The following is a 25,571-nucleotide window of genomic DNA, read 5'->3' as shown; positions in this document are numbered from 1 at the left end:
AGGACACCCGCATGCAGAACGTCACCCTGAACAACGGCGTCGAGATGCCGATCCTCGGATTCGGCGTCTACCAGATCCCGCCGGAGCAGACCGAGCAGGCCGTCTCCGATGCCCTCGCGGCGGGCTATCGCCTGCTCGACACGGCGGCCGCCTACCAGAACGAGGAAGCTGTCGGCCGCGCGATCAAGAACAGCGGCGTCCCGCGCGAGGAACTGTTCGTCACCACCAAGCTGTGGATCCAGGACGCGCCCGCGCAGGAGAACACCCGGCGCGCCTTCGAGACGTCGCTGAACAAGCTCGGCCTCGACCACCTCGACCTGTATCTGATGCATCAGCCCTACGGCGACGTGTACGGCCAGTGGCGAGCCATGGAGGACCTCCAGCGCGCGGGCCGCGTCAAGGCGATCGGCGTCGCCAACTTCTACCCCGACCGGCTCGTCGACCTCATCGCCAACAACGACGTCACGCCCGCGGTCAACCAGATCGAGACCCACCCGTTCTTCCAGCGCACCGCCGACCAGGAGCTCATGCGCGAGCACGGGGTCCAGATCCAGTCCTGGGGCGGGTTCGCCGAGGGCAAGAACAGCCTGTTCACCCACCCGCTGCTGAGCGAGATCGCAAAGAAGCACGCCAAGTCCGTGGCGCAGGTCGTGCTGCGCTGGCTGACCCAGCGCGGCGTCGTCGCGATCCCCAAGTCGGTCCGCGCCGAGCGGATGGCGGAGAACATCGACATCTTCGACTTCGAGCTCACCGGCGACCAGATGGCGGCCATCGCCGCCCTGGACACCGGAACGTCCTTGTTCTTCGACCACCACGACCCGGAGATCGTCACCTGGCTCAGCAAGCGGCGCCTGGACAGCTGAGCCCGCGGGGCGCATCGACGCGCCCACAAGATGTCACAGGCGGGTTCGCTGTCTCGTCGTACGAGGTGCAGGCAATCCTCGATCAAGGAGCAGATGATGAACCTCGCGCTGTGGATCGCTGCCGGACTGCTGGCCGCAGTAGCCCTGGGCGGCGGCGTCAGCAAGACATTCGTGCCCAAGGAGAAGCTGGCCGCGGTCCATGGCGGGGGATGGACCCAAGAGGTCGGCGGCGGCTTCGTCAAGACCCTCGGCGTCCTCGAACTCCTGGCCGCGCTGGGCTTGGTCCTGCCCGCCGCGCTCGACATCGCACCGGTTCTGGTGTCGGTGACCGCCGTCTGCTGGATCCTGCTGATGGTCGGCGCGATGATCACTCACGGCCGACTCGGCGAATTCAAGTTCGTGGTGCTGAACCTGATCTATCTCGCGCTTGCGGCATTCATCGCGTGGGGCCGCTTCGGCCCCGAGTCCTTCACCGGCTGACCGGCGGCAACATACGGTTCCCGATGATCGAGCCCCGTCTCGTCTCGGGGGTTGAGAGTCGATTGTCGATCATGGAGGGTGAGGGGCACGCGAGTGTTCGTGGCAGGCAGGCAGGGGCGATGGCGTGGAGCCTGGTGCCGCGGCTGGGCGCGCGGGGGGTGGTGATGTACGGGATGGACGCGGTGTCCGTCGGTGAGGCGGTGGCCAAGCGGCGACTCGGCCGGCAACTGCGCCGCCCCTCGTGGCGCCAGGGCTTCAAGGAGGAGCTGGTATGAGCAAGACCGAGGAGTTCCAGGAGCTGCGGCCGCTGCTGTTCTCGATCGCCTACCGGATCCTGGGCAGCGTGAGCGAGGCCGAGGACGCGGTCCAGGAGACCTGGCTGCGCTTCGAGGCCTCCGCGACACAGCCCAGGTCGACCAAGGCTTTTCTCTCGGCCGCGGTGACCCGGCTCTCGATCGACGTACTGCGCTCGGCCCGTGTCCGGCGGGAGGAGTACGTCGGTCCGTGGTTCCCCGAGCCGCTGCTCGCCGACCCTTATGAGGATCCGGCGCGGTCGGCGGAGCTGGCCGACTCGGTGTCGATGGCGGCCCTGTTGCTGCTGGAGCGGCTCAGCCCGCTGGAGCGCGCGGTCTTCGTCCTGCGGGAGGTGTTCGACTTCGGCTTTCCCGAGGTCGCGTCGGCGGTGGGGCGCTCGGAGGCGGCTTGCCGCCAGCTCGCGGTGCGGGCGCGACGCCATATGGCCGCGGGCCGGCCCCGGTTCGACGCGGACCGCAAGGAGCGGGAGCAACTGGCGTCGCGGTTCTTCGACGCCCTCCGCGAAGGCGACGTCGTCGGATTGCAGGACCTGCTCGCCGCCGATGTGTCGATGGTCGGCGACGGCGGCGGCAAGGCCCCGCAGTTGGCCAGGGCCGTCTCCGGCGCCGAGAACGTGGCCCGGCTGCTCGCGTCCGTCTTCCCTCTGCTGGCCCGGATCGACGTGACGTTCGAGCCGCACGAGGTGAACGGCCAGCCGGGCGCCATCTTCCGCGACCGGGACGGCAAGGTGCTCCACACCCTGGTGCTCGATGTACTCGACGGGCAGATCCAGGCGATCCGCGCGGTGATCAACCCCGACAAGCTCGGGCACGTGGGCCCAGTAGCGGACGCCTGGGCAGTCCACCGCGACGTACAACAGGCACGCCGGCCCACGAAATAGCCGCTACGGCCGGCGGAATTGCCGCAACAGCCGGCCGTACCTCGAACCCCCTGCAACCAGCTCAACACCTCCACCGGCAGGAGCACTTCGCCATCCCCGGGGATGAGGTACCCGGGGAGTTCGCCCCACCGCACCCCGCCCCGCAGCTCCTCCCCACTCGCGCCCGCCCGTCCTGAGCAGCGGTCCAGGGATTCCTTGAGGTGGGCGAGCGGGGGCGGGGGCGTGGCGAAATCTTCTCGGCGCCCTCTGGACATCCCCCTCGTCTGCCGCAACCATGAAGGCAATTCCATACGGTATGCAATCTACACGCGACGGCGTACAGTGAGGTGGCGATCATGACCAAGGCTCTCGAAGGTATCCGCGTCCTCGACATGACACACGTCCAGTCCGGTCCCTCGGCGACCCAACTCCTCGCCTGGCTCGGCGCGGACGTCATCAAGCTGGAGGCGCCGGCCGGCGACATCACCCGCAAGCAGCTGCGGGACCTGCCCGGCGTCGACTCCCTCTACTTCACGATGCTCAACAGCAACAAGCGCAGCATCACCCTCAACACCAAGACCGAACGCGGCAAGGACATCCTCACCGAGCTGATCCGCCGCTCGGATGTCATGGTCGAGAACTTCGGGCCCGGCGCCATCGACCGCATGGGCTTCACCTGGGACCGCATCCGCGAGATCAACCCCCGTATCGTCTACGCCTCCATCAAGGGATTCGGGGAGGGCCCCTACACCGACTTCAAGGCGTACGAGGTCGTCGCGCAGGCCATGGGCGGGTCCATGGCCACCACCGGCTTCGCCGACGGACCGCCGCTGGCCACCGGGGCCCAGATCGGCGACTCCGGCACCGGCATCCACGCTGTCGCCGGTATCCTCGCGGCACTGTTCCAGCGCGAGAACACCGGGCGCGGCCAGCGCGTCAACGTGGCCATGCAGCACGCCGTGCTCAACCTCTGCCGGGTCAAGCTGCGCGACCAGCAGCGCCTTGCCCACGGCCCGCTCGCCGAGTACCCCAACGACGACTTCGGCGACGAGGTTCCCCGCTCCGGCAACGCCTCGGGCGGCGGTCAGCCCGGCTGGGCCGTGCGCTGCGCACCCGGCGGGCCCAACGACTACGTCTACGTCATCGTCCAGCCCGTCGGCTGGAAACCGATCAGCGCCCTCATCGGACGGCCCGAACTCGCCGACGACCCCGACTGGGCCACCCCCGAAGCCCGCCTGCCCAAGCTCACCAAGATGTTCCAGCTCATCGAGGAATGGACCGCCACCCTCCCCAAGTGGCAGGTGCTGGAGCAGTTGAACGCCCACAACATCCCCTGCGGACCCATCCTCTCCACCCAGGAGATCATCGAGGACGCCTCCCTCGCCGCCAATGAGATCGTCGTCGAGGTCGAGCATCCCGAACGCGGCTCCTACGTCACGGTCGGCAACCCCCTCAAACTCTCCGACTCGCCGGCCGACATCAGCACCTCGCCCCTCCTCGGCGAACACAACGAAGAGATCTACGTCGGCGAACTCGGCCTCGGAGACGAGGAACTCCGCCTCCTCAAATCGAGCGGAGTGATCTGACCGACAGCCCCCGGCCGTAGTGGCCGACCCCCGATGCCGGGCGGGGCCGCACCGGCCGGTGATACGTCGTCGCAGGTCGTGCCCAGTTGATAGGCGGCGTTTATCACGTAGAAGTTGTTCTCTCTTTGACTACCTCTCATGGCCTGTCCGAAGCTGATCTCCGAGCGGCCACGGCGCTGGATCCGCCGTACGCGCGGCAGCGACAGCGGCAGAAAGGCACAGGCCAAGACCATGAGCACCATCGAAGACCCGACGGACGACCGGCTGGAAGTCACCGCGCCCAAGACCTGGGCGACGGGACTGCCCGCGGTGACGCACGCGATGCAGTACTCGCTGGGCCAGACGTCGGTCCGGCGGACGGCCCTGACGCTGCTGAACATCAACCAGACCAAGGGTTTCGACTGCCCCGGCTGCGCCTGGCCGGAGCCCGCGCCGGGGCACCGGGCGAAGAACGAGTACTGCGAGAACGGCGCCAAGCACATCAACGACGAGGCGACCTCGCGCCGGGTCACGGCTGACTTCTTCCGTACGTATCCGATCTCGGAGCTGGGGGAGAAGTCCGACTACTGGCTCAACCAGCAGGGCCGACTGACCGAACCCATGGTCAAACGGCCCGGGGCCGATCACTACGAGCCGGTCGGCTGGGACGAGGCGCTCGGTCTGCTCGCCGGGGAACTGCGCCGGCTCGACTCACCCGACGAGGCGCTCTTCTACACCTCGGGCCGGCTCAACAACGAGGCTGCGTTCCTTCTTCAGCTCTTCGCCCGGGCCTTCGGTACGAACAACCTGCCCGACTGCAGCAACATGTGCCATGAGTCCAGCGGCTCCGCACTTCAGGAGACGCTCGGGATCGGCAAGGGCAGCGTGAGCCTGGACGACATCCACCACTGCGACCTCATCCTCGTGGTGGGGCAGAATCCGGGGACGAATCATCCTCGGATGCTCTCCGCCCTGGAGGAGACCAAGCTCAACGGCGGTCACATCGTCGCCGTGAACCCGCTGCCCGAGGCCGGGCTCATCCGCTTCAAGCATCCGCAGAAGGCCCGCGGAATCGTCGGCCGCGGCACCGCCATCGCCGACCAGTTCCTGCAGATCCGGCCCGGCGGCGACCTCGCGCTCTTCCAGGCGCTCAACCTGCTGTTGCTGGAGGCCGAGGACGCGAGGCCGGGAGCGGTGCTGGACCACGCGTTCATCGCGGCGCACACGACGGGCTTCGACGCGTTCGCCGAGCGGGCCCGCAAGGCCTCCTGGGACGACATCCTCGAAGCCACCGGGCTGACCCGGGAGGAGATCGAGGCCGTGGGGGAGCGGGTCCTGCGGAGCGACAGCGTCATCGTCTGCTGGGCGATGGGACTGACGCAGCAGAAGCACGCCGTGCCCACCATCCGTGAAGTCGTCAACTTCCTCATGCTGCGCGGCAACATCGGCCGGCCCGGGGCGGGCGTCTGCCCGGTCCGCGGCCACAGCAACGTGCAGGGCGACCGGACCATGGGCATCTGGGAACGGATGCCGCAGGCCTTCCTGGACGCGCTGGAGCGCGAGTTCGCGTTCACCCCGCCCACCGAGCACGGCCTGGACTCGGTGAACGCCATCCGGGCCATGCGCGACGGCGACGCCAAGGTGTTCCTCGGGGTCGCCGGCAACTTCGTACGGGCCACCCCCGACAGCGAGGTCACCGAGCGGGCGATGCGGCGGTGCCGGCTCACCGCGCACATCTCCACCAAGCTCAACCGCTCCCACACCGTCTGCGGCGACACCGCGCTGATCCTGCCCACGCTGGGCCGCAGCGACCGGGACATCCAGGCGGGCGGCGAGCAGTTCATCACCGTCGAGGACTCGATGAGCGAGGTGCACGCCTCCCGTGGCCGCCTGGACCCGGCCTCACCGCACCTGCTCAGCGAGGTGGCGATCATCTCGCGGCTGGCCCGGCGCACCCTGGGCGACAGCCCCTCCATCCCCTGGGAGAAGTTCGAGGCGGACTACGGCACGATCCGGGACCGGATCTCCCGGGTCGTCCCGGGCTTCGAGGACTTCAGCGCCCGGGTGGACCGGCCGGGCGGCTTCCGGCTGCCCAATCCGGTGAACGAGGGGGTGTTCCCCACTCCGAGCGGCAAAGCCGTCTTCACCTGCAACGACTTCGAGATGCTGCACGCTCCCGAGGGGCATCTGCTGTTGCAGACCCTGCGCTCCCACGACCAGTGGAACACCGTCCCGTACGCCATGAACGACCGCTATCGGGGCATACACAACGCCCGCCGGGTGGTGCTCGTGAACCCCGTCGACCTGGAGGCGCTGGGGCTCGCCGACCGCAGCGAGGTGGACCTGGTGAGCGTGTGGCGTGACGGGGTGGAACGCCGTGCGGAGAAGTTCCGGGTGATCGCCTATCCGACCACCCCCGGCTCCGCCGCGGCGTACTACCCCGAGACCAACGTCCTGGTGCCGCTGGACAGCGTGGCCGACATCAGCAACACACCGACCTCGAAGGGCGTCGTGGTCCGGCTGGAACCCGCCGTCGCGGGGTGAGGCACACCCGAGGCGCGACCCGGGACACTCCCGGGCGCGCCTCTCGACTTCTGGCTACTCCATACCGTATACAGATTGATACTAAAATCCTTCTGATTTCCCGGGCGCCCGGCTCCTGCGCGGGCGTGGGGGTGGCCGTCGCGTGGGAATGCTGAGGGCGTCTTCAACCCCACTTGTCCGCGACGCGATCCGTGGTCTTGTCGAATTCGACCGGAGTGAGGTAGCCCAGCATGTCGACGTCAGCTTCCCGTTTCACCCTGCCCGCCGACGGCGTTCCCGGCAGCCGCACGGTCATCGACCGGCTCGTGGAGTCCAATCGCGCGTACGCCGCCGGATTCGCCGACCCGGGCATGGGTGCCCGCCCGGTTCTGCGCGTCGCCGTCGTGGCCTGCATGGACGCCCGGATCGACCTGCATGCCGCGCTCGGCCTGGAGCTGGGCGACTGTCACACCGTGCGCAACGCGGGCGGAGTCGTCACCGACGACACCATCCGCTCCCTGACGATCAGTCAACGTGCCCTCGGCACCCGCAGCGTCATACTCATCCACCACACCGGCTGCGGTCTGCAGAGCCTGACCGAGGACTTCCGGCACGAGCTGGAGATGGAGGTCGGACAGCGGCCGGCATGGGCCGTGGAAGCCTTCCGGGACGTCGACCAGGACGTACGGCAGTCGATGCAGCGCGTGCGTACGTCACCGTTCCTGCCGCACACCGATGATGTCCGCGGCTTCGTCTTCGACGTGTCGACCGGGCTCCTGCGGGAGATCGACCCGCGGTCCTGAGCGGTCGTCAGGCGCGCTCGGCCGCCGTCATCGCCGCGATCTGCCGGCAGTAGAAGTCGGTGGTGTTCCGGGTGTGCCGGCCCATGAGGTGCTCGGCGCGGTCGGGGTCGCCGTCGGCGACGGCCCGGATGATCTGCGCGTGCTCGCTCCACGCGTCCGTGCCGCGCGGTTTGGCGATGGGCATGTAGTACCAGCGCACGCGCCGGTCGACCTGCGGGATCAGTTCGGCGAGGACCGCGTTGCGCGACAGATGAGTGATGTGACCGTGCAGCGCGGCGTTGGCCTCGACGATGGCGCGGGCGTCCCCGGCCGCGAGCGCGGTGAGGCCCGTCTGCTGCAGCTCCCACAGGCGGGCGACGTCCTCGGCGGTGGCGTGTTCGGCCGCGCCCCGCGCGGAGTGGGTCTCCAGCACCCCCCGGACGCTGAGGAGTTGGGCGCACTCCTCGGCGGTGGGGGAATGGACGAAGGCGCCCTGGGCGGGGCGCAGGTCGACCCACCCGGTGGTGTGCAGGCGCTGCAGGGCCTCCCGGATGGGCTGGCGGCTGACACCGAGATGTTCGGCGAGCTCGGCCTCGACCAGGTGCTGACCGGGCTTGAGGGAGCCGTTGATGATCAGTTCGGTCAGGGTGTCGTAGACGGCCTGGCGCAGTGGGGCCGGCCGGTTGATCGGGCCGCGGGCTGCCACAGTGGGCGTTTCGGGCATGGGGCCTCCCCGTCGTCGGACTGCGAACGCCATGTCAATGGGCTCGGGATACAGATTTCAGTATGCAATAGCCCCTGTGATTTGTGTGCCGCCCGTGTCGCGAAGTCACGGAAACTGCCTTCACCTCGCCTCTGGCGCTTCCGTACGGGAGACAGCATACTGTATGCAATCTAGCTCCCGATGCGTGCTGCCGAAAGCCGCTCCCGAGGAGGGGGTCACCCCGTGTCGTACCGCACCTCTCTCTCCGATGTCCTGACCGGCGTCATCGCGCCCTCCGCCGAAGTCACCGGCAGAGAGGGCAAGTTCCCCCGCGGCGCGGTGACGGCCCTCGGCCACGCCGGGCTGCTGGGGCTCACCGTCTCCGCGGAATTCGGCGGCGGTGGCATGGATCTGCCGGATGCCGCCGAGGTGGTGGCGAGGACCGCGCGTGTCTGCCGGGCGACCGCGGCCGTGCTCCAGTCCCACTACGCGGCGGTCGCCGTCATCGAGTCGTACGGCAGCCCCTGGCTGCGCGGTGAGATCGCCGCCGGACGTCATCTGAGCAGTCTCGCGCTGGCGGAGGACGGCGGCCCCGGCGAGCAGGGCGGGCAGGCCCAGTACTGGGCGTCGCACTCCCGCGCCGCCCGCTCCGGTGACGTGGTCGCGCTCCGCGCCCGTAAACGCGAGGTGGTCGCCGCGGGGGAGGCCGACAGTTACGTCTGGTCCTCGCGGCCGCTCACCGCGGTGGACGGCCTGACGCTCTGGGTGGTCCCGGCGCACGCGCCCGATCTGTTCGTGCCCGCCCGGCCGGGCGGGGGCGGGCCGAACGGCAGCGCGACGTCCACGGTGTTCGCCGATCCGGTGCTGGTTCCCGCCGACGCGATGCTCGGAGGGGACGGCGGCGGGCTCGACATCGTGCTGCGCACGGTGCTGCCGTGGCTGCTCGAACTGCGGGCCGCCGCCGGGACCGAGGCCGCACATCCCGCGACCGCCGGCGTCTTTCCCGGGCCGGCTCGCCGCCCCACGGATTCGCTGGCGTCATCCTGAGAGCGTGGGGAACGGGACCCGCCCGCCCGGTCGCCCGCGCGGTCAGTCCTTGCTCGTGCCCGCCGCGATCTGCTTGCGGTAGAAGTCGGTGGTGCGTTCGGTGTGCTTGCGCATGACCTCGCCGGCGCGGTCCGCGTCGCCCTTGGCGATGGCCTTGATGAGCTGGGTGTGCTCGTTCCAGGCCTCCTTGCCGCGGGGCCGGGCGATGGGCGTGTAGTACCAGCGGACCTTCTGGCTCACCCCGGAGATCAGTTCGGCCAGCACGGCGTTGTCGGCCACGGCGGTGATGAAGGCGTGCAGGGCGGTGTTGGCCGTGACCAGGCGCTCGACGTCGCCCGCGGCGAGGGCGTCGACGCCTTCCCGCTGCAACTCCTGAAGGCGTTCGACGTCTTCGGGCTTCGCGTTCTGGGCGGCGAGCTGGGCCGAGTACGTCTCCAGTACCGAGCGGACGCCGAGCAGTTGGGCGGCCTCCTCCTCGGTGGGGGAGTGGACGAAGGCGCCCTGGGCGGGGCGCAGGTCGACCCAGCCGTCGGTCTGCAGTCGTTGCAGGGCTTCGCGCACCGGCTGGCGGCTGACGCCGAGGTGTTCGGCGAGCTCGGCCTCGACCAGGTGCTGGCCGGGCTTGAGGGAGCCGCTGACGATCAGTTCGGTCAGGGCGTCGTACACGGCCTGGCGCAGCGGTGCCGGGCGGGTGACGCGCCGGGACGCGGCGGCCGTGAGTGCCTCGCGCATGGTTGCCCCGTTCTGCCACCGGGCCCGCGGGGCCGACGGCTCTGCCAAGTGGTGGCCGCCGAGAGGGTCGCCGACGGCAGCCTCAGCATACAGGTTTTGGTATGCAAGATGGCGTGTGTCTTGGACGGTGCGATGGGGGCGATTCCCTGGTGGGCGGGGGCTTCCGGCTGCGGTCGGCTCTCGCGTGAACCCCTGCGCGGGGCCGGTTCCGATCCAGATTCCGTACGACTGACTTCTGTATACAGAAGCCTGTATGGGGTATCGTCTCAGTCTCCTGCAAGCATCGCCGGGAACCCGTGGGACGGAAGGCGGAGCGATCATGACGACCAGCGGGAGTGACGCGACGGTCGAGGACGTGGTCCGGAGGGTGGTGGCCGGACACCGCGATCAGCGCGGGGCGCTGCTGCCCGTACTGCACGCCGTGCAGGCCGAGTTGGGCCATGTGCCGCAAGAGGCCATTCCGGTATTGGCCGACGAACTGAACCTCTCCCGGGCGGACGTCCACGGAGTGGTGACCTTCTACCACGACTTCCGGCGCGAGCCCGCCGGACGGACCACGGTGCGCATCTGCCGCGCCGAGGCGTGCCAGGCCCTCGGGGCGGACCGACTGGTGGGCTACGCCCGCGAGGCCGGACTGCCGCTCGGCGAGACGACGGCGGACGGTTCGGTCACCGTCGAGCAGGTCTTCTGCCTCGGCAACTGCGCCCTCGGGCCCGCGGTCGAGGTCGACGGCCGGCTGTACGGACGTGTGGCCCCGGCCCGGCTGGGCTCGATCCTCAACGGGACGGTCTCCTCATGAACAACTCTTCGCACTCCGCGGCGACGGTCTATGTGCCCCGCGACTCGGCGGCCAGGTCCGTCGGCGCGGACGAGGTCGCCGACGCCCTGCGACGCGCCGCCGCTCGCGGAGACTTCGCCATCGATGTCGTACGCAATGGATCGCGCGGCATGCTGTGGCTGGAGCCCCTCGTCGAGGTGGCGACCCCGCGGGGCCGCGTCGGCTACGGGCCGGTGCGCCCCGAGGACGTGGACGACCTGCTGGCCGCCGGCCTGCTCGACGGCGCAGACCATCCGCTGCGCCTGGGCGTGGTGGACGAACTGCCCTGGATGGCCGGCCAGACCCGCGTCACCTTCGCCAGGGTCGGGGTCACCGACCCGCTGTCGACCGACGACTACCTGGAGCACGGCGGACTGGTGGGGCTGCGCGCGGCGCTGGACCTCGCCCCCGCGGACGTGGTCGCGGAGGTCACCGCGTCCGGGCTGCGGGGCCGGGGCGGCGCGGGATTCCCGGCCGGCATCAAGTGGAAGACCGTGCTGGAGTGCGCCGACTCCCTGAAGTTCGTCTGCTGCAACGCCGACGAGGGCGACAGCGGGACCTTCGCCGACCGCATGGTCATGGAAGGCGACCCGTTCCTGCTCATCGAGGGCATGACGATCGCCGCGCACGCGGTCGGGGCGAGTGAGGGCTACCTCTACATCCGCTCGGAGTACCCCGACGCGGTGGCCACGATGCGCGCGGCCATCGACATCGCGCGCGGGCACGGATGGCTCGGGAAGGGCATCCTCGGCTCGGCGCTCGACTTCGACCTGCACGTACGCGTCGGCGCCGGCGCGTACATCTGCGGCGAGGAGACCTCCATGCTGGAGAGCCTGGAGGGCAAACGCGGCACGGTCCGCGCGAAGCCGCCGATCCCGGCGATCGAGGGCCTGTTCGGCAGACCGACCGTGGTGAACAACGTCCTCACCCTGGCCACCGTCCCCGTCGTCCTCGCGGACGGGGCGAAGGCGTACCAGGATCTCGGCGTCGGGCGCTCACGCGGCACCCAGGTGTTCCAGCTCGGCGGCAACATCGCGCACGGCGGCATCGTGGAGACCGCGTTCGGCGTCACCCTGCGCGAACTGGTCGAGGACTACGGCGGCGGCACGTTCTCCGGGCGCCCGGTGCGCACGGTGCAGGTCGGCGGGCCGCTCGGCGCCTATCTGCCGACGTCGATGTTCGACCTGCCCATGGACTACGAGGCCTTCGCGGCCGCCGGTGCGATGGTCGGCCACGGCGGCATCGTCGTCTTCGACGACACCGTCGACATGGCCGCCCAGGCGCGCTTCGCGATGGAGTTCTGCGCCGAGGAGTCCTGCGGCAAGTGCACTCCGTGCCGGGTCGGTTCCGTACGCGGCGTCGAGGTCATCGACAAGATCGTGGCCGGCACGCACCGGGACGAGAACCTGGCCCTGCTCGAAGACCTGTGCGACCTGATGACCGATGGCTCGCTGTGCGCGATGGGCGGGCTGACACCGATGCCCGTACGCAGCGCCCTCGCGCACTTCCCCGACGACTTCCTCGGCGGCCGTCGAAGCCTGGAGATCCAACCTGTACAAGCGACTGGCGTGAGGACGGAGGGCACGGCATGACACTCCTCAAGGAACCCGACTTCGGAACCCCGGAAAGGCCCGGCCCGGCGACGGTGTCGGTGGAGGTGGACGGCCTGCCGGTGACCGTCCCGGAGGGCACGTCGGTGATGCGCGCCGCCGCGCAGGCCGGCGTCGAGATACCCAAACTGTGCGCCACCGACAGTCTGGAGGCGTTCGGCTCCTGCCGGCTGTGCGTGGTGGAGATCGACGGACGGCGGGGCACCCCGGCGTCCTGCACGACACCGTGCGCCGACGGGATGCGGGTGAGCACGCAGACGCCGAAGGTGGAGAAGCTCCGCCAGGGCGTCATGGAGCTCTACATCTCCGACCATCCGCTGGACTGTCTCACCTGCCCGGCCAACGGCGACTGCGAGCTGCAGGACATGGCCGGCGTGGTCGGGCTGCGGCAGGTGCGGTACGGCTACGAGGGGGAGAACCACCTCGACGCCGAGAAGGACACGTCCAACCCGTACTTCGACTTCGACCCCTCCAAGTGCATCGCCTGCTCCCGCTGTGTACGGGCCTGCGGCGAGGTGCAGGGCACGTTCGCGCTGACCATCGAGGGGCGCGGCTTCGACTCCAAGGTCTCGCCCGGCGCCGGTGAGACCTTCATGGACTCCGAGTGCGTCTCCTGCGGGGCCTGCGTGCAGGCCTGCCCGACGTCGACGCTCCAGGAGCGGTCGGTGGTCGAACTCGGCATGCCGACCAGGTCGGTGGTCACCACCTGCGCGTACTGCGGTGTCGGCTGCTCGTTCAAGGCCGAGCTGCGCGGCGACGAGCTGGTGCGGATGGTGCCGTACAAGGACGGCGGAGCCAACGAGGGCCACTCCTGTGTGAAGGGCCGCTTCGCCTTCGGCTACGCCTCACACCCCGACCGGGTGCTCAAGCCCATGGTCCGCGACCGGATCACCGATCCATGGCGCGAGGTCGAGTGGGACGAGGCGATCGGCACGGTCGCCACCAAGATGCGCGAACTCCAGGCGCGCTACGGATCGAGTGCGATCGGCGCCATCTCCTCCTCGCGGTGCACCAACGAAGAGGTCTACGTCGTACAGAAGATGGTGCGCGCGGCCTTCGGCAACAACAACGTGGACACCTGCGCCCGGGTCTGCCACTCCCCGACGGGATACGGACTCAAGCAGACCTTCGGTGAGTCGGCCGGCACCCAGGACTTCCGTTCGGTGGCCGAGGCCGACGTGATCATGGTGATCGGGGCGAACCCCACGGACGGGCATCCCGTGTTCGCCTCCCGGATGAAGCGCCGGCTGCGCGAGGGCGCCGAGCTCATCGTGATCGACCCGCGCCGCATCGACCTGGTGCGCTCGCCGCACATCGAGGCCGCGCACCACCTCCAGCTCAGGCCGAGCACGAATGTCGCGGTCGTCAACGCCATGGCGCATGTGGTGGTCACCGAGGGCCTGGCCGACCTGGCCTTCGTGGCACAGCGGTGCGAAGGGTTCGAGGAGTGGGCGGAGTTCGTCGCCCGCCCGGAGAACAGCCCGGAGGCCACCGAGGAGATCAGCGGCGTACCGGCCGGAGAACTGCGGGCCGCCGCCCGGCTGTACGCGGGGGCACCCAACGGGGCCATCTACTACGGCCTCGGCGTCACCGAGCACAGCCAGGGCTCGACCATGGTCATGGGCATGGCCAACCTCGCGATGGCGTGCGGAAACATCGGCCGCGACGGGGTCGGTGTGAACCCGCTGCGCGGTCAGAACAACGTGCAGGGCTCGTGCGACATGGGCTCCTTCCCGCACGAGCTGCCCGGCTACCGGCATGTCTCCGACGACGCCGTACGCGACGTGTTCGAGAAGCTCTGGGGCGGCACACTGCTGGCCGAGCCCGGACTCCGGATCCCGAACATGTTCGACGCCGCGATCGACGGGACCTTCCGGGGCCTGTTCGTGCACGGCGAGGACATCGCCCAGTCCGACCCGAACCTCCAGCATGTCACCGCGGCGCTGGAGGCCATGGAACTGGTCGTCGTCCAGGACCTGTTCCTCAACGAGACGGCGAAGTTCGCGCACGTCTTCCTGCCCGGTGCCTCGTTCCTGGAGAAGGACGGCACGTTCACCAACGCCGAGCGCCGGATCAACCGGGTGCGCGCGGTCATGAAGCCGAAGACGGGCAAGCACGAGTGGCAGATCATCAGCGAGATCGCCACCGCCATGGGCTATGCGATGGCGTACGACCATCCGAGCCAGATCATGGACGAGATCGCCTCGGTCACACCGACGTTCACCGGGGTGTCCTTCGAGGTGCTCGACAAGCTCGGCAGCGTCCAGTGGCCGTGCAACGAGTCGGCTCCGGAGGGAACTCCGGTCATGCACGTCGACGAATTCGTGCGCGGCAAGGGCAAGTTCGTGGTCACCAGCTATGTGCCGACGAACGAGCGCAGCACCCGGCGCTACCCGCTGGTCCTGACCACGGGCCGCATCCTCAGCCAGTACAACGTCGGCGCGCAGACCCGCCGTACCGGCAATGTCGCCTGGCACCCCGAGGACATCCTGGAGCTGCACCCGCACGACGCCGAGGTCCGCGGCATCAACGACGGCGACCTGGTGACGCTCGCCAGCCGCGTCGGGCGCACGACCCTGCACGCGGAGATCTCCGACCGGATGCCGGCCGGCGTCGTCTACACCACGTTCCATCACCCCGTGACCGGCGCCAACGTGGTGACCACGGAGAACTCGGACTGGGCCACCAACTGCCCTGAGTACAAGGTGACCGCCGTACAGGTCGGGCTGGCGAGCCCGCTCCAGCAGAGCGGCACGGAGCCCGCCGACGACGGCCGGCTGGTCACGGTGGTGGACTGAGATGGCGGGCGCAGTGCCACCGGAATCCAGGATGGCCAACGACATCGCCGCGCACCACGGCCACCTGCCGGGCGACGTGGCCGCCGAGGCGATCGCGGGACACCTGGGCAGGTTCTGGGATCCGCGGATGCGCACGCGGTTGTACGAGTTCGTCGACGCCGGAGCGGACGGGCTGGACCCGTTGGTGGTCGCCGCGGTGAAGCTGATGCGCTGAACGGCGAACCGCACCGGCGCCCGGGGCCGGAACGGCCGGCCCCGGGCGCCGCTTGCCGCGCTGGGTAGGCTTCGGCCGATCACCTGGCATCCGGAGAGGAGCCGTTCATGCTGTTCCGGCAGCTCGAGTACTTCGTGGCGGTGGCCAGGGAGCGTCACTTCGCCCGGGCGGCGGAATCCTGCTACGTGTCGCAGCCCGCGCTCTCGGCGGCGATCGCCAAGCTGGAGCGCGAGCTGAACGTCACGCTGATCAACCGCGGGCACAACTACCAGGGCCTCACCCCTGAGGGCGAACGCCTCGTCGTGTGGGCCAAGCGGATCCTCGCCGAGCAGGACGCGTTCAAGGCCGAGGTGGCCGCCGTGCAGTCGGGCATCACGGGGACGCTCCGGCTCGGGACGGACCCCACGGCGTCCACGACCCTGGCCCTTCCGGTGGCCGCGTTCTGCGCGGCCCACCCGCTGGCCAAGGTGCAGGTCCGCTCCCGGCTGTCGACGAAGGAACTGCACCGCCAGCTGCGCGACTTCGAACTGGACGTGGCGATCGCCCACTTCGACCCGGGCGACCAGGAGGGGCTGACCGTCGTCCCCCTCTACCAGGAGCGGTACATGCTGCTCGTCTCGGACGACCAGCTGACCTCCCAGGCCTCGACCATGACCTGGGCGGACGCGGCCCAGCTGCCGCTCGCGCTGCTCACCCCCGACATGCGGATCCGGCAGATCGTCGACAGCGTCTTCGCGGACAAGGGGTTCGTGGTGACCCCGCAGGTGGAGACCGACTCGATCGCCTCCCTCTACGCGCACGTGGGCGGCGGAGGGTGGGCCAGCATCGTGCCGCACACCTGGCTGCGCGCGATGCCGGTCATCGGCAGGACCAGAGCGCTGCCGCTGGTCGACCCGGAGGCCGGGGCCCAGGTCTCGGTGGCGATCCACGCGGCGACCCCGGGTTCGGTCGCCGCCCGGGCGTTCGTGAACGCGGCGACGGGCCTGTCGCTGGACGACTTCTTCGCCAGTCCACTGCCGGCCGAGCACCGCGTGCGCTGAGCGGGACGCCCAGGCGTCACGGCGCGGCGTACCGGTCCTCCACCGCCCGCCGGTCGAGCCCTCCCTTGGCGGTGTACGGCAGGGCGTCGACGAACGCGAGCCGGTCGGGCACCTCGAAGGCGGCCAGCCGGTCACGGCAGTACCGCAGGATCTCCTCGGTCCCGACGCACTCGCCCTCGCGTACGACGACGGCGGCACCGACACGCTGCCCGTACGTCGCGTCGGGGATCGCGAACACGGCCGCCTCGGCGACTCCGGGGCACCCGGCGAGAATGTCCTCGACATGCTCGGGCGAGATCTTCTCGCCGCCCCGGTTGATGAGGTTCTTGATCCGCCCGGTCAGGGACAGATGGCCGTCCTTGTCCAGTGCGCCCAGGTCGCCGGTGCGCAGCCACCCGTCGGTGAAACCGCGCGCCGTCTCGGCCGGGTTGGCGAGATAGCCGCGGGCCACGGTCGGGCCGTGCACCCACACCTCGCCCTCGACGCCGACGGGGCAGGCGCACCCGTCCGGGCCGACGACCCGCACCTGAACCCCGGTCGGCCGGCCGACCGAGCCGTGCTTCAGCGGCCCGCGCTGCGGCAGCGGCTCGCTGGTCGCCTGGTGCGTGGACTCGGTCATCCCGTACGCGGACAGCAGCGGCGTCCCGAACGTGCGCTCAAGTGCCCGCTGCGTGGCCGTGTTGAGAGGAGCGCTGCAACTGCGTACGAACCTCAGGGGTGGCGCCTGCGGACCCGGGTACTCGGTCTCCGACCGGTCCAGGAGGATCTCGTGGATGGTCGGGACCGCGGTGAACCAGGTGGCGGACGCGGCGCGCATGTCGTCCCAGAACGTGCGGGCCGAGAACCGTCCCCGCTCGGGCAGCAGGACGCACCCTCCGCCGGCCAGCGAGGCGAGCAGCGCCGCGAACAGCCCGTGGCCGTGGAAGAACGGCATCACCGCGACCGTGGCGTCGCCGGTTCCCAGTTCGTACGTGGCGCAGATGCCCCGTACCGACGCGGCCACGTTGGCGTGGGTCAGCGGGACCATCTTGGCCCGGTCGGTGGTCCCCGCGGTGAACAGGACCAGGGCGTCGTCGGGCGACAACTCGCCTGCCGCGCCCTGGACCTGGCGCATCGCGAGCGCACCGGGTTCGAGCGCCACGGCCGCCGTTCCGGCGCGCGAGACGTCCACGCGCAGCGGCCAGCTCGGCACCGGCACCGGCGCGACCGGCGGAGCGCCGGCCGCGGGCGGGCCGAGGAGGACCGCCGGGGCGCCCAGCGCTTCGAGCCGGGCCGTCAGCTGGGTCGCGGGCAGCGCGGGGTCCAGCGGAGCGACCACCAGACCCGCCCGCGCCGCGCCGAGCAGCGCCACGACGAACTCGGCGGTGTTGGAGCAGATCAGGCCGACCGGGTCGCCCCGGCGCAGCCCCGTGCCGGACAGCCGGGCGGCCACGTCGTCGGCCAGGGACGCCAGGGCCCGGTACGACAGGTGCACCCGTTCCGCGGTGACGACGAGGGCCCGCGCGTGCGGACGTTCCCGCACCTGCCGGTCGAGGAGATCGACGAGGCCCGTGACCTCCGGGGGCCGGTACCGGTTCGCGTCGCGCACGGATGCCGCGGCCGGAACGGCCATGACCCCACCTCCTCGCGCCAGGTCTGATGAAGCAGTCCTCTGCGAGCCTGCGGTGGCGCGCGGTGCGCGTCCAATACGTACTGGCGAACGGCCGATAGCAGCCATCTATCAAGGGAGTTGCGGGCCCTCCACCAGCCATCGATAGATGTTGTTTATCGGCTGGTCGTCGATGGGTCTTGGACGCGGGCAGGCGCGCTGCCGAAGGTGAGAGGAGTAGCCGCACCGGCATGACCTGCCCAAGGAGGACCTCGGACCATGACCGCCCCCTCGACTTTGGAGACCGCGGCAGCAGCCGACGTTCCGACCGAGCTCACCGACGGGTACCACCTGGTCGTCGACGCGCTCAAGATGAACGACGTCGACACCATCTACGGGGTGGTCGGCATCCCGATCACCGACCTGGCCCGCCTCGCCCAGGCGCAGGGCATCCGCTACATCGGCTTCCGCCACGAGAGCAACGCGGGACACGCGGCGGCGGCCGCCGGCTACCTCACCAAGAAGCCGGGCGTGGCGCTGACGGTGTCCGCGCCGGGCTTCCTCAATGGTCTGGTCGCGCTGGCGAACGCCACCACGAACTGTTTCCCCATGGTGCAGATCTCCGGCTCCAGCGAACGGCACCTCGTCGACCTCAAGCAGGGCGACTACGAGGAGATGGACCAGCTCGCCGCCGCGCAGCCGTTCGTCAAGGCCGCGTACCGGGTGAGCCGGGTGGAGGACATCGGCCGCGGCATCGCCCGCGCGCTGCGCACCGCGATCTCCGGGCGCCCCGGCGGTGTCTACCTCGACATACCCGCCGCGGTGCTCGGCTCCATCATGCCCGCGGAGGCCGGTGCCAGGACGTTGAGCCGGCTCGTCGACCCGGCGCCGCGCCAACTGCCCGCGCCCGAAGCCGTGGACCGGGCGATCGAGCTTCTCGCGAGCGCCGAACGGCCGCTGGTGGTCCTCGGCAAGGGCGCCGCGTACGCCCAGGCGGACGCCAGGATCCGGGAGTTCATCGAGTCCACCGGCATCCCCTACGTACCGATGTCGATGGCGAAGGGCCTGCTGCCCGACGACCACCCGCAGTCAGCCGCCACCGCCCGTTCCATGGCGCTGAAGAAGGCCGACGTCGTGATGCTCGTCGGCGCCCGCCTCAACTGGCTGCTGAACCACGGCGAGGGGCCGTCGTGGAACCCCGACGCGAAGTTCATCCAGGTGGACATCGAGCCCAAGGAGATGGACAGCAACCAGCCCATCGCCGCCCCGCTCGTCGGCGACATCGAGTCGGTCCTCGACGCGCTCGCCGAACGCACCAAGCCCGGCCAGATCGCGGCCCCCGCCGCCTGGCGCGAGGAACTGGGCGCACGCTCGGCGCAGAACGTCGCCAAGATGGCGGAGCGCCTCAAGGCCGACCCGCACCCCATGCAGTTCATGGGCGCCCTGAAGGCCGTACGCGACGTCATCCACGCACGCCCCGAGACATACCTCGTCAACGAGGGCGCCAACGCTCTGGACATCGCGCGCAACGTCATCGACATGCACGTACCGCGCCACCGCCTCGACAGCGGCACCTGGGGCGTCATGGGCATCGGCATGGGGTACGCCATCGCCGCCGCCGTCGAGAGCGGCGCACCGGTCGTGGCCGTGGAGGGCGACAGCGCCTTCGGGTTCAGCGGCATGGAACTGGAGACGATCTGCCGCTACAAGCTGCCCGTCGTCACCGTCGTCATGAACAACGGCGGTGTCTACCGCGGCGACGACGTCAACCCGCAGGGCGACGCACCGTCCCCGACGACCCTGATGCTCGCCGCCCGCCACGACCTGATGATCGAGGCGTTCGGCGGCAAGGGCTACCGCGCGACCACGCCCGCCGAAGTCACCGCCGCCCTCACCGAGGCACTGGCCTCGGGCGGCCCGGCGCTCATCGACTGCGCGATCGACCCCTCGGCTGGTACCGAGAGCGGCCACATCGCGCACCTCAACCCGAAGGGCATCACCGTCGGCAACATCACGCCGGCGAAGAAGTAGATGCCTGCACCCCGAACTCGACTCGCTCCCCGCACGAGATCATTCACGAGAAGGAAGCCAACATGAGTGCTGCATCTTCCAAGGGCGCGCCGCTCGCCGGAATCAAGGTGATCGACTTCACCGGGGTCCAGGCCGGTCCCGCGTGTACCCAGATGCTCGCCTGGTTCGGCGCCGACGTCATCAAGGTCGAGCGCCCCCAGGGCGGCGACGTGACCCGCAACCAGCTGCGGGACATCCCCGACCTCGACGCCCTGTACTTCACCATGCTGAACAGCAACAAGCGTTCGCTGGCCATCAACACCAAGACCCCCGAGGGCAAGGAGGTCATGGAGAAGCTGGTCCGCGAGGCCGACATCCTGGTGGAGAACTTCGCGCCGGGCGCCATGGACCGGATGGGCCTCGGATGGGACCACCTTCACGAGCTGAACCCGCGGCTGATCTTCGGTTCGGTCAAGGGCTTCAACGACGCCTCGTCGTGGTCGGACCTCAAGGTGTACGAGAACGTCGCGCAGGCCGCCGGCGGTGCCGCGTCGACCACCGGATTCTGGGACGGCCCGCCCACCATCAGCGGCTCGGCCCTCGGCGACAGCAACACCGGTATGCACCTGATGATCGGGCTGCTGACCGCGATCATCCAGCGCAACGCGACCGGCCTCGGCCAGAAGGTGTCGGTGTCCATGCAGGACGCCGTGCTCAATCTGACCCGGGTCAAGCTCCGTGACCAGCAGCGCCTGGAGAAGATCGGCTACCTGGAGGAGTACCCGCAGTACCCGCACGGCGAGTTCGGCGACGCGGTGCCGCGCGGCGGCAACGCCGGCGGCGGCGGCCAGCCGGGCTGGATCCTGAAGTGCAAGGGCTGGGAGACCGACCCCAACGCCTACATCTACTTCACGGTCCAGGAGCAGAACTGGAAGCGGACCGCCGAGGCCATCGGCCACCCCGAGTGGGTCGGCGACCCGGACTACACCACCGCCCGGGCCCGCCAGCCGCGCATCATGGAGATCTTCGGCGAGATCGAGAAGTGGCTCGCCGACAAGACCAAGTACGAGGCGGTCGACATCCTGCGGAAGTGGGAGGTGCCCTGCGCCCCCGTGCTCAGCATGAAGGAGCTCGCCGAGGACCCCGACATGCGCGCGAGCGGCACGATCGTCGAGGTCGAGCAGAAGGAGCGCGGCACCTATCTGACGGTGGGCAGCCCGATCAAGTTCTCCGCCTTCAAGCCCGAGATCGAGGGTGCGCCCCTGCTCGGCGAGCACACCGACGAGGTGCTCGCGGACCTCGGCTACGACGCGGACGACATCCGCAAGCTGCACGAGGGCAAGGTCGTCGCCTGACCCGCGGCACGCACGGTGCCCCGCGTACGGTCCTCGTACGCGGGGCACCGGCATGGGAGGGGAGCAGCTGGAGGGGGCGTCGAACCCCCTCCAGCTTCAGACTGTTGTGCGCTCGGCGGCGGCCTCGGCGCGCCGCCGCATCAGCTCCCGCTCCCGTGCCCGTCGCGCGGTGACGTCCCGGATGACCGCACCGACGTGCGCGCCGCCGTCGGAGCCGGTCAGCAGCACGACGCTGAACTCGATGGACAGGGTGCGGCCGTCCGCCGCCAGCGCGGGAACCGTCAGGAGGTCGGCTTCCCCGTACCGGGTGGCCCCTCGCTCCACGGCCGTCCGAAAGCCGTCCCCATGACGCTTCCGGTGCTTCTCGGGGATGATGATGTCGAGATCGCGGCCCGTCACTTCGGCCGCCGAGAACCCGAAGATGCGCTCGGCCCCCCGGTTCCAGTAGCGGATCAGTCCTTCACGATCGACGATCACTATGCCGTCGGGTGCCTGGGCAGCCATTGCCAGCACCACCTCGGGATCCAGATCTTCCATGTCGCCTCCGAGCCGGGGCCATTAATGGCGACAGTATACAGAATGCAGTTCTGTGGGAACCCTTGCGGACAAGGGTGGTCGCAGCCGTCGGGCGAGCCGCGCGGTGAGTTTCGTAACGCGCCCAATTCATCGGTCATCCGATCGATCCGATAGACCGTCACACGCGCCACAGTCACTGCATGACTGATACCCCCCACCCCATATCCTCGGAATCGCAGCGCGGCCCCGAGCAGGCCGACGCTCCGGCCGCCGCCACCCGCAGATCCGTGATCGCCGCTCTGGGCGGCGCGACCCTCGGAGTGGCCGCCCTGGGTCTCACGGGTTCCGCCACCGCGCAGCCGGCCGCCGCCGCGGACCGGAACTCCGCGGCCCAGCCCGCCGCCCGCCTGGCCGCCGCGTGCGTGCTCACGCCCGAGCAGACCGAGGGCCCCTACTACCTGGACCTGGAAACGGTCCGCAAGAACATCACCGAGGGCAAGGCCGGCGTGCCGCTCACCCTCCGCGTCACGGTGATCGACAGCGCGACCTGCTCCCCGCTGCCCAACACGGCGGTCGACATCTGGCACTGTGACGCACTGGGGATCTACTCGGGATACGTGGCGGGCGGCTCGACCCCGGACACGACCTTCCTGCGGGGCGTGCAACTGACCGACTCCGCCGGTGTCGCGGAATTCACCACCGTCTACCCCGGCTGGTACGTCGGCCGCGCCCTCCACATCCACATCAAGACGCATGCCGGTGGCACCGTCTCGGGCGGGGTGTACCGGGGAGGCCACGTGTCCCACACCGGCCAGCTCTACTTCCCGGAGACGTACAACAGCAGGGTCGCGGCCCTGGCCCCCTACCGGAGCAACACGGCCACCCGCACGCTCAACGCGAGGGACGGCATCTACCGCAACGGCGGATCGTCGACCCTGCTGACCATCACACCGGTGGGCAGCGACCTCGGCAAGGGAGTGACCGGCACCGTCGTGCTCGGTATCGATCCGGCCGCCACACCCTGACACACACCCACGAACGGCAGCCGGGGCGCTGCGACGGTCCCGGCTGCCGCCGGCGCGCGGCCGGCGGCAGCGGGCGCGCGCTGACGGACAAGGCGATGGACTCGATGGTTTCGTCCCCGCAAGGTGCGGCCAGGAATCGAGGATGAGCCGGAGTCGAACGTGCGAGGTGTGCGGTGCGGCGCTCACCGCGAGACCACACGGCGGCCGTCCGGCTCGCTACTGCTCCAACGCGTGCAGACAACGGGCGCTCAGGCAACGGTCGGCGCGCGGGGATTCCGGCCGGCCGCGGCCGGCCGCCGCATCTGTCTCACCTGCCGCGTCGCCCGCGACCTCGACCGCTGCCGCCTCGATCGCCCAGGGCCGCGTCCTGCCACGGGCGCTCGACTCCTTCGTGGGCCGACGGCAGGAACTGTCGCGCCTGCGCACCTTGCTGAGGACGTCGCGGCTGGTCACCCTGACCGGTGCCGGCGGCGTCGGCAAGACCCGGCTGGCGCTCGAATTCGCCAGGGGCGGTCCGCGCGGCGGGCGGGTCGACCTGGTCGCACTCGACTCGCTGCATGACGGCGCTCTGCTCGCGCAGACGGTGGCCGCCGCGCTGGCGGTGGGTGAAGGGGCGGGACTGTCCGGCGTCGACGTACTGGTCCGTGCGATCGGCGACGCCTCCCGGCTGCTGATTCTGGACAGTTGCGAGCATCTGGCCGAGCCGTGTGCCCGACTGGCCGCGGCCCTCCTGAGCCAGTGCCCTCGGCTGAGGATCCTGGCCACCAGCCGGGAGGCTCTGCGCGTACCCGGCGAGATCGTGTACAGGGTCGCGGAGCTGTCTCTGCCGCCGGCCGATGCCGGGGGCGACCCGGTAGCCCTGTTGCGGTCGGATGCCGTCCGGCTGTTCGTCGAACGTGCCTCTAGCAGCGCACCCGGATTCACGCTCCACCGCGGCAACGGCCGGACCGTTGCCGAGATCTGCCGCCGGCTGGACGGCCTGACGCTCGCCGTCGAACTGGCGGCTCGCCGGGTCGGCACTCTCCCGCTGAGTGACGTCCTGGCCGGACTGGACGACCAACTGTCCCTCCTGACGGACGGAAGCCGAACCGGGCCGCGGCGCCACAGCGGACTGGCTGCCGCGATCGACTGGAGCCATCGGCTGCTCGATCCGGCGGAACAGGCGGTCTTCCGGCGGCTCGCGGTCCTCGTCGGCGGGTTCGACACCGCCGCGGCGCAGGTGGTCTGCGCCGGCGGCGGCGTCGCACCGTGGCAGATACTCCGCGTACTGTGCGCCCTTGAGGCCAAGTCGCTGATCGCACGTATGCCAGGAGACGCGCAGCCCGCGCGATTCAGGCAGTTGGACGCCATCCGCGTCTACGCCATGGAGCGCCTGGTCGCCTCCGGCGAGCTGCACACCACGCGGCAACGGGCCGTCGAGTGGCTGAACGGACTGGCGGACCGGGTGGGCGACGAGGTCTTCGCCGACCAGGCCGGTGGCCCGCTGAGAGTGGAACGGGACAATCTCGCGGCGGCCCTGGCCAGCACGACCGGCCACGACGGTTCCTCGCATCCGCGGCTGGTGCTGGAACTGGCTCGTGTGCACTTCCAGCAGGAGCAGCCGTCGGTCGCCCGTACCCTGCTGAACGGACTTCTGCGGGAAGCCGACGGCCGGGCGCTCGGCGGAGCGGTGCCGGCGCTGGCCGCGCGCGTTGCCTGCCAGCAGGCCGACCTGGCCGGGGCACTGCGCCTGGGCGAGCGGGCGGTGGACATGGAACGCACGCGCGACCACCCCGCCGGCCTTGCCAACGCCCTGGACGCGCGGGCCGCGGCCCGGCTGTGCCGCGGCGAATGCGCCGCCGCCGTCGCGGACCTCCGCGAGTGCCTGGACCTCGTCGCCGCGCTCGGCAGACCGCACGACACCGCATGGTGCACCCATCATCTGGCGTGGGCGCTGCTCCAAGCCGGCCGGGAACACGAGGCCGACGTGCTCATGTCCCGCTGCCTGCCCGTGCTCAGGGAGCACGCGCCGTGGAGCCGGGCCGCGGCCGCTCTGCACACCGCGGGCGCCGTGCGGCTGGCCCTCGGCCGTCTGGAAAGTGCTGAGGCGCTGTTCGCCGAAGTGCTGCGGATCGTCCCTGAAGCGAGTTTCCACGCGCTGTACCCCATTGAGGGCCTGGCCCTCGTGGCCGCCGAGAGTGGAGACATGCAGCGAGCCCTGCGCCTGTACGAGGCGAGCGCGCAGGCACGCCGCCGGATGGACACCGAGCCCGAGGCTCCATGGCGACGCCAGGTGGAACAGACGGCACTCCGTGCGCGGACACGGCTCTCGGCGGCCGCGCGGGACGCCGCCGTCAGCGGCGGCCACCGGCTGCTCGGGGACCGGCTGGTCGCCTATGCCCTGCGGGAAAGGGGCGGTGACCACCGAACGGCGACGGCCGCCGTACACGTCGCCGACCACCAGTTCACGCTCACCGCAAGGGAGTTCATGGTGGCCGACCTGGTCGCCGACGGGCTGACCAATCGTCAGATCGCGGACCGGCTCGGTCTTTCGATCCGTACGGTCGCCACACATCTGGACAAGGTCCGCGACAAGCTGGGCATGCGATCGCGCACACAGATCGCCTTATGGATGGCCGCACGAACGAAGGACGGGCGCACCTCCCTGCGATGACACGGCTGCCGTGACACGTCCCGGACCCGCCGAGCCGGACCGGGGCACCCGGTGGGCGCCCCGGCCTCACACCCTC

The 25,571-nt window shown here is 70.2% G+C and carries 21 protein-coding genes; 17 read left to right on the top strand and 4 right to left on the bottom strand.

Translation table 11 applies throughout. The annotated features are described in order from the left end of the window. Positions 1-11: 11 nt before the first annotated feature. The 7 genes from OIC96_RS07100 (at position 12) to OIC96_RS07070 (ending at position 7,408) form a co-directional block, all read left to right on the top strand. Positions 12-863: an aldo/keto reductase gene (locus OIC96_RS07100; RefSeq protein WP_330308715.1), complete on the top strand. Its 852-nt coding sequence runs from the start codon at positions 12-14 to the stop codon at positions 861-863. 96 nt (positions 864-959) lie between these two features. After that, the gene (locus tag OIC96_RS07095) at positions 960-1,343 is read left to right on the top strand and encodes a DoxX family protein (RefSeq protein WP_330308716.1); all 384 of its coding nucleotides are present in this window, start codon (positions 960-962) and stop codon (positions 1,341-1,343) included. A 119-nt stretch (positions 1,344-1,462) separates the two neighbouring features. Beyond that, entirely contained in the window at positions 1,463-1,618 is a 156-nt protein-coding gene (locus tag OIC96_RS07090; protein WP_330308717.1) for a hypothetical protein, read from the top strand. Then, positions 1,615-2,538: an RNA polymerase sigma-70 factor gene (locus tag OIC96_RS07085; RefSeq protein WP_330308718.1), complete on the top strand. Its 924-nt coding sequence runs from the start codon at positions 1,615-1,617 to the stop codon at positions 2,536-2,538. The genes OIC96_RS07090 and OIC96_RS07085 overlap by 4 nt, the downstream gene beginning before the upstream one ends. A 335-nt stretch (positions 2,539-2,873) precedes the next feature. After that, on the top strand, positions 2,874-4,103 hold the full coding sequence (gene frc / locus OIC96_RS07080) for a formyl-CoA transferase (protein ID WP_330308719.1): 1,230 nt from the start codon (positions 2,874-2,876) through the stop codon (positions 4,101-4,103). A gap of 231 nt (positions 4,104-4,334) precedes the next feature. Further along, positions 4,335-6,626, top strand: coding sequence for an FdhF/YdeP family oxidoreductase (locus tag OIC96_RS07075; protein WP_330310360.1), 2,292 nt, complete (start codon positions 4,335-4,337; stop codon positions 6,624-6,626). A 230-nt stretch (positions 6,627-6,856) separates the two neighbouring features. Beyond that, on the top strand, positions 6,857-7,408 hold the full coding sequence (locus OIC96_RS07070; protein ID WP_330308720.1) for a beta-class carbonic anhydrase: 552 nt from the start codon (positions 6,857-6,859) through the stop codon (positions 7,406-7,408). A 7-nt stretch (positions 7,409-7,415) separates the two neighbouring features. Here OIC96_RS07070 and OIC96_RS07065 read toward each other — a convergent pair whose 3' ends face one another. Beyond that, positions 7,416-8,111, bottom strand: a complete 696-nt coding sequence (locus OIC96_RS07065; RefSeq protein ID WP_330308721.1) for a GntR family transcriptional regulator — start codon at positions 8,109-8,111, stop codon at positions 7,416-7,418. A gap of 222 nt (positions 8,112-8,333) precedes the next feature. Here OIC96_RS07065 and OIC96_RS07060 point away from each other — a divergent pair, with 222 nt between their 5' ends. After that, entirely contained in the window at positions 8,334-9,137 is an 804-nt protein-coding gene (locus tag OIC96_RS07060) for an acyl-CoA dehydrogenase family protein (RefSeq protein WP_330308722.1), read from the top strand. A 42-nt stretch (positions 9,138-9,179) separates the two neighbouring features. Here OIC96_RS07060 and OIC96_RS07055 read toward each other — a convergent pair whose 3' ends face one another. Next, complete coding sequence (locus tag OIC96_RS07055) at positions 9,180-9,869, bottom strand: GntR family transcriptional regulator (protein ID WP_330308723.1); 690 nt, start codon at positions 9,867-9,869, stop codon at positions 9,180-9,182. Positions 9,870-10,188: 319 nt separating this feature from the next. On the opposite strand from OIC96_RS07055, the gene OIC96_RS07050 reads away from it, so the two are divergent. The 5 genes from OIC96_RS07050 to OIC96_RS07030 all read left to right on the top strand — a co-directional run bounded on the left by OIC96_RS07050 (position 10,189) and on the right by OIC96_RS07030 (position 16,348). Further along, entirely contained in the window at positions 10,189-10,668 is a 480-nt protein-coding gene (locus OIC96_RS07050) for a formate dehydrogenase subunit gamma (protein ID WP_330308724.1), read from the top strand. Then, a complete protein-coding gene (locus OIC96_RS07045; RefSeq protein ID WP_330308725.1) occupies positions 10,665-12,278 on the top strand; it encodes a formate dehydrogenase beta subunit in 1,614 nt (537 codons plus the stop codon). Before OIC96_RS07050 ends, OIC96_RS07045 begins: the two co-directional genes overlap by 4 nt. Beyond that, on the top strand, positions 12,275-15,094 hold the full coding sequence (fdhF, locus tag OIC96_RS07040) for a formate dehydrogenase subunit alpha (RefSeq protein WP_330308726.1): 2,820 nt from the start codon (positions 12,275-12,277) through the stop codon (positions 15,092-15,094). Before OIC96_RS07045 ends, fdhF begins: the two co-directional genes overlap by 4 nt. A 31-nt stretch (positions 15,095-15,125) precedes the next feature. Further along, complete coding sequence (locus OIC96_RS07035; RefSeq protein ID WP_327433397.1) at positions 15,126-15,308, top strand: formate dehydrogenase subunit delta; 183 nt, start codon at positions 15,126-15,128, stop codon at positions 15,306-15,308. 107 nt (positions 15,309-15,415) lie between these two features. Continuing rightward, positions 15,416-16,348: a LysR family transcriptional regulator gene (locus OIC96_RS07030; RefSeq protein WP_330308727.1), complete on the top strand. Its 933-nt coding sequence runs from the start codon at positions 15,416-15,418 to the stop codon at positions 16,346-16,348. 16 nt (positions 16,349-16,364) lie between these two features. Here OIC96_RS07030 and OIC96_RS07025 read toward each other — a convergent pair whose 3' ends face one another. Continuing rightward, entirely contained in the window at positions 16,365-17,960 is a 1,596-nt protein-coding gene (locus OIC96_RS07025) for a FadD7 family fatty acid--CoA ligase (protein ID WP_330308728.1), read from the bottom strand. 255 nt (positions 17,961-18,215) lie between these two features. On the opposite strand from OIC96_RS07025, the gene oxc reads away from it, so the two are divergent. Next, complete coding sequence (oxc, locus tag OIC96_RS07020) at positions 18,216-19,967, top strand: oxalyl-CoA decarboxylase (RefSeq protein ID WP_330308729.1); 1,752 nt, start codon at positions 18,216-18,218, stop codon at positions 19,965-19,967. A gap of 62 nt (positions 19,968-20,029) precedes the next feature. Continuing rightward, positions 20,030-21,301 (top strand): formyl-CoA transferase, encoded by a 1,272-nt coding sequence (gene frc, locus OIC96_RS07015; RefSeq protein ID WP_330308730.1) that lies wholly within the window; start codon positions 20,030-20,032, stop codon positions 21,299-21,301. A 96-nt stretch (positions 21,302-21,397) separates the two neighbouring features. Here frc (OIC96_RS07015) and OIC96_RS07010 read toward each other — a convergent pair whose 3' ends face one another. Next, a complete protein-coding gene (locus OIC96_RS07010; protein WP_330308731.1) occupies positions 21,398-21,838 on the bottom strand; it encodes a PAS domain S-box protein in 441 nt (146 codons plus the stop codon). Between the two features lie 179 nt (positions 21,839-22,017). Between OIC96_RS07010 and OIC96_RS07005 the strand changes: the two genes are divergently transcribed. Both OIC96_RS07005 and OIC96_RS07000 read left to right on the top strand, forming a co-directional pair. Next, the gene (locus tag OIC96_RS07005) at positions 22,018-22,842 is read left to right on the top strand and encodes an intradiol ring-cleavage dioxygenase (RefSeq protein WP_330308732.1); all 825 of its coding nucleotides are present in this window, start codon (positions 22,018-22,020) and stop codon (positions 22,840-22,842) included. A 142-nt stretch (positions 22,843-22,984) separates the two neighbouring features. Then, positions 22,985-25,495 carry an ATP-binding protein gene (locus OIC96_RS07000; protein WP_330308733.1) on the top strand — a complete coding sequence of 837 codons (2,511 nt, stop codon included), beginning with the start codon at positions 22,985-22,987 and terminating at the stop codon, positions 25,493-25,495. The last annotated feature ends 76 nt before the right edge of the window (positions 25,496-25,571 follow it).

The sequence above is a fragment of the Streptomyces sp. NBC_00775 genome, assembly GCF_036347135.1.
Classification (GTDB): Bacteria; Actinomycetota; Actinomycetes; order Streptomycetales; family Streptomycetaceae; genus Streptomyces; species Streptomyces lutosisoli.
Note: the sequence above shows the minus strand (reverse complement) of the source record. Positions and strands in the feature narration are given on the sequence as shown.